Source organism: Polynucleobacter sp. 39-46-10 (assembly GCF_002282275.1).
Genome location: NZ_NCJB01000169.1, coordinates 525 through 5,490 on the forward strand (window position 1 = coordinate 525; position 4,966 = coordinate 5,490).

The 4,966-nt window shown below is 46.7% G+C and carries 4 protein-coding genes; 1 reads left to right on the top strand and 3 read right to left on the bottom strand.

Annotated features, from left to right (window positions below; genetic code table 11):
• Positions 1-279, top strand: a 279-nt coding sequence (locus tag B7X71_RS11655; protein WP_293600812.1) for a hypothetical protein, incomplete at its 5' end; no start/stop codon positions are given.
• A 41-nt stretch (positions 280-320) separates the two neighbouring features.
• Here B7X71_RS11655 and dacB read toward each other — a convergent pair.
• From dacB to B7X71_RS11670, 3 genes are read right to left on the bottom strand one after another with little or no spacing between them, the layout of a single operon-like run.
• On the bottom strand, positions 321-1,796 hold the full coding sequence (dacB, locus tag B7X71_RS11660; protein ID WP_293600813.1) for a D-alanyl-D-alanine carboxypeptidase/D-alanyl-D-alanine-endopeptidase: 1,476 nt from the start codon (positions 1,794-1,796) through the stop codon (positions 321-323).
• A 48-nt stretch (positions 1,797-1,844) separates the two neighbouring features.
• Positions 1,845-4,274 (bottom strand): response regulator, encoded by a 2,430-nt coding sequence (locus B7X71_RS11665; protein WP_293600814.1) that lies wholly within the window; start codon positions 4,272-4,274, stop codon positions 1,845-1,847.
• Positions 4,275-4,281: 7 nt separating this feature from the next.
• The gene (locus B7X71_RS11670; protein WP_215301983.1) at positions 4,282-4,905 is read right to left on the bottom strand and encodes a response regulator transcription factor; all 624 of its coding nucleotides are present in this window, start codon (positions 4,903-4,905) and stop codon (positions 4,282-4,284) included.
• Positions 4,906-4,966 lie beyond the last annotated feature (61 nt).

The following is a 4,966-nucleotide window of genomic DNA, read 5'->3' on the forward strand; positions in this document are numbered from 1 at the left end:
ACCTTCCATTACGCTGGGCCTTTGGCAGCTCGTCTGCCCCTGAACATCACTTGCGTTACCCATCACTTGTTCCCACCTGCCGCACTGGTTCGCATTCGCGGGGCTCTTTGCCCTCGATCGTCCGCCTATCCATGCCCGCTGGGATTTGGCACCTGCGGGCCCTCGCTACCACCTGGCGAAAATAACCTTGTTTCCGTACTGTGTTTGCTTGCAGCGAGCATCACTCGGCCGGGAAGCTCGTACGGGTATGTCGCAGATGAGCATTGTGGTCGTGGCTGACACGAGGCGCAGAGAGCCTCCCGTCTAGTGGCTTGATCCAGTCACTCTCCGCCAAAGATCATTTTTTGATCCCCCATGCGTCGCCTCGCCCTTGCTCCGCTCCGTACATCTACGAGTGCTCCAGTTTTTATTCGGGCCTCAGGCTTTTTCTTCAAATGCAAAAATTTCCGCAAATGTGCCATGAGACGGTTTTTCATCGTGCCATCTGTGCCTGCAATTGGTAGGCTGTTATAAAAAGTATCTGCTACCGATAAGTTGCGGGCTGCAACCAATAGTTGAGTCAAATGCTCGGCTGATACTGCCTCATTACGAGATAGGCCGGAGCCATTTTCAATTACGAGTTCCGGAAACTGAAGATCCAATCCCTTTAGCCAGCTCTGAATCACCAGCTCACCATTTTCAGTAGTCGCTGGTTTACCCATCTTTTCTAATGCTAAGGTCAACATCAATTGCCTTGCCATTACATTGTTGGAAAACTTATTGATATCTTGCACATCATCAGCCAAAGGGATGCCTTCAAACTGCAGCAGCAGTCGCGCCGCTAGGGGAACGGTACCAGACTTTCCGGTGGGTGCTTGAGCCCAAGTACCGCCAGAGAGCTCCCAGGCTGCAGCAAAGCCTTGGGCAAGGAAGGTATTGGCATCTAAAGCAACGACGTTGTAGTTCACCCCTTTGCAGGCATTAGGAAAGCTGCCAGAAAACTGAGCAGTCAGTAATTGGTTGGTAGTAGCCCCATCACCCTCGGGATCCAGGTTAAAACGAAGATTGCTTTTCCAGTCATCACAAGACCGATTGACCAACTGCATTTGGTTAACCACTTTGAGTTTGGATAGTGGTGGCGTGTAGCTGATATCGATAAAGTCAGCAGTGCGTGACTTACCTAGTTGAAATGAGAGGGTTCTAAAAGCGTACAGCAGGGGATCTGGTGGGACGTTATAGGCGCGCAAAGATTCGCCATCGATCGTGTTGTGTTCCATCACGCTAGGCGCATAGGCGCTTCTATCAAAGAATAAGTTGCCATCAATTTTCTGGATGCCCAAATTCTGTATAGCGTTCATCATTTTGGCGAATTCTTCGGGGATTAGCTTTGGATCGCCGGTGCCTTGCAAATAGAGATTGCCTTTGAGAGTACCTTGACGAATAAGTCCATCGGTATAAATGTTTGTACGCCAACGATATTGAGGCCCTAGGACATCTAATCCTGCGAGGGTGGTGATGAGCTTCATGGTGGATGCAGGGTTCATTGCCTGCTGCGAACGCCAGTCTACCTCTGTTTTTGCTGTCACTTTTCCTGGTCGAGCCTGATCAATTTCCATTACTGAAATACTGATTGCATCTTTGGGAATCTGATTTTTCTCAAGGCTAGCTGCTACAGCCTTAGGTATGAACTTCAGAGCGGCGTCCATCGATGCCAAGACCGCAGAGTACGCCTGAGGGGCCAGGAGTAGGATGGCTAGCCCAAGCAACACGACGTGAGCTTGGGCTAGGACTGAGCTTGAAGAATTCTGAGTACGCATTCCCTATAGGATAAACCTTGATGCCCAGCCTACGACAACAGCCACAAATTAATGCCGATATCTTTTCTTATAAGTCTCAATAGTTTGATTTTGTTCTTCGAGTAGGGTGACGAATTGATCTATGCGATCTGAAAGTGGCCCCTCAATTTCAAGCGATTCACAGGCATGGATAAATTCGTTGGCTTGCAACAGTTGTGCTCCACCTTTGACTTTATGGATCAGACTTCGTAACTGCGCCTCATTGATAGGGGCTTGACCACTATTTAACCGAAGCTGACTCAGAACCTCTAGATGTACCTTTTCAATTTCTTCCAGGATTACGACGATTTGGCGGGGATCGTCTTTAATGAGATTGGAGAAAGCGTCAAATGAGTAGACCTCATTACTACAGACGGGGTCTTGGCTGGACTCAAAATAGCGCATGAGTTCATTCTCAAGAGCACCAAGACTTAGCGGCTTGATGAGCACGCCATTCATACCGGAGGATAAAAATTGGTGGCGGGAGTCTAAAGCGTAAATATCGGCTGTGACAGCAATAATGACTAATTCACGATTACCCAGGGATCGGATTTGTTTAGCCAATTCAGAACCTTGCATTCCGGGCATAGACTGATCTGTGAGCATGAGATCAAAATGGTGATCTTTCAGCAGCATGAGTGCAACGGCAGCATTCTCACAAACATGGGTGTGTATTCCTAACGCCTCTAATTGCAAAGACAAAATTTGTCGGCTGGCTGGGTGATCTTCCACTACTAAGGCATGAATGGAGCAGTTTTTCCTTCCCGCCCTTTTCGAGATCAAGTTTTTGGATGGCGATTCTAATGAGTCGAAGCTAGTAGGCTGGGGAGCAGCAATACTCGTTCTAGGAAAGGCCACCGAAAAGTGAACATTACTTCCAAAGCCTGGAGCGCTTTCAAAGTAGAGATGACTGTTCATGGAGTTCACTAGATGATTGGTGATCGTCAGTCCAAGCCCTGTACCCCTAGCTTGTTCAGAATGGCAAGATTCCTGCGTAGTCGGTAATTGCTCAAAAGCTTGCAGAGCCAATTTAATTTGCTCGCTGCCCATGCCCACCCCAGTATCGATTACTCTGAACTCAAGTAATTGGCCAGCATGATCATCTGCCAGTACGGTGGTGGAAAAGTACACCTCACCTTCCTTGGTGAACTTAATTGCGTTGCTCAGTAAGTTTTGCAGAACTTGTCGTAGACGCAATGAATCAATCATCAGAACTTCAGCGATTCTGGGGTCAATCGAGGTATGTAGAAGAAGATTTTGTTTCTGGGCTACCGTGGAGAACGCCGCATGAATATCCATGATCAATTGATGTGGATTGCACGGTTCTAGATTGAGGGTGAGTTTGCCAGCTTCAATCTTAGAAATATCCAGTACTTGATTGAGCATCCCTAAAAGCGATTCAGCTGAAGCTTGAGCGCTCTTTAATAGCGGTTTATCTTTTTTAGGAAATTGCGCGCTACTGAGTAGCAGCTCTTGAACTCCCAAGATGGCATTCATGGGAGTGCGAATTTCGTGACTCATGGTTGCGAGAAAAGCGGATTTGGCTGCATTGGCCTTTTCGGCTAATTCTTTGGAGTTCAGTAACTCAAGAGCAGTTTTTTTCTGATGAAAATACTTTCTTTGGAGCTGGTAGAGCATCACCCCACCAATAATGAATACCAATATTGCGCTTAGCCAGGGTAGTAGGCTTGATTTTGGCTTGGCCTCATCACCTAAGGCAAAGAGCTGGCGTGAGGCAATGGGATCCAAGTCATTTAAAAAGTGACTCAATACATCATGCAGGGGAGCATCTTGATCTGAGATTAACCAGCGATAGGCAAATGGATCTCGACTGTAAAGCCCATCTATTTTTAGATCTGAACTTGGGGTTTCTTGTATCAATCGACGCGCTAAGCGGATTGGCATCACCAATGCCTCGATATCGCTTTTGATCAGGGATTGCATCAAGTCATTAGGTGACTGAGCCTCTTTATCTTTGGCATAGTCATCAAAGATGGAGGGCGTATTCTCAAGACCCCTATCAAAGTAGGCAATTTTTAGGATTGGCGAATCCAGCTTGCTTGAGCTCTTAGTGACAATGGCATCATGCCCCCAAAAGATAGCTTCAGACAGGGAGCCAAATTGCAGGACATGGTCATTAATGCTAGGCGGATCAATAATGAAATCCACATCGCCCTTGCTGAGTTGTTTTAAACCTTCTTGATCAGATTTTCTCCATACCGCTACATATTGCTGTCGGGTGCATTCTTCAATTTTTGATATGAGAGCTTTAAATGGTGCCGTACCTTCTTGCTGATTAGTTTGGTTAAGGTAGGGGGCATATTTTTCGTGAATACTAAATCGCACAACTGGGTGGGCATCGATCCATGATTGCTCTGAAGCGCTAAAGGGGCCGGCGTAAGTTACGCCACCATAGATGCAGCAGAGTGCCAATACTTTATTCAATATGAATCGATGCATGCTAGCTTTAGCTTTCGATGATGTTGTTCATACGGCAGAACAAGATCAAATCGGCAATATTGTTAATGCCTAGTTTGTCAAAGACTCTAGTCTTATAAGTCGCCACAGTCTTATTGCTGATGTGTAGTAAGTCTGATATCTGCTGATTGGTGTTGCCTTTGCCGAGATACTTCATGACTTGCAGTTCGCGATCGGATATCAGCGCCAATTTGTCGTTGTCACTTAAAGAGGTGTTGCCGTTCTTCCCATGCGTGAAAAACGTATATCCCTGCGAGATAGCAACACATGCAGCCAGAATGACATCGGCACCAGCGGTCTTATTGACAAAACCATGAGCACCTAAGGATCGCACTCTACCCCCATAGACAGCTTCATCTAAGCTGGATAAAACGAGAATGCGAACGTCAGGGTGCATCAAGCCAATCCGGCGAATGACATCAAAGCCATCGGTCTTGGGCATATCTAAATCTAAAATCACCATATTGGGATTGACTTCTTTGATCGAGCGAAGACACTCTTCCCCATGCTGCGCTTGTCCTGCTATCTCAAAAAGCAACTGATCTTGCAACATACTTTTTAATGCCATCAGCATTGCTGGATGGTCATCTACCAACATCACGCGTTTTCTCATTACTTGTCTCCGTTTAGGTTTTTATGAGGGTGCAGCGAAAAAATGGCCTTAGCGATACGGC

Bases quoted from the DNA above. Each gene is read 5' to 3' on its own strand.
- B7X71_RS11665 (WP_293600814.1), bottom strand. From the start codon at position 4,274: ATGCATCGATTCATATTGAATAAAGTATTGGCACTCTGCTGCATCTAT.
- B7X71_RS11670 (WP_215301983.1), bottom strand. From the start codon at position 4,905: ATGAGAAAACGCGTGATGTTGGTAGATGACCATCCAGCAATGCTGATG.
- dacB (WP_293600813.1), bottom strand. From the start codon at position 1,796: ATGCGTACTCAGAATTCTTCAAGCTCAGTCCTAGCCCAAGCTCACGTC.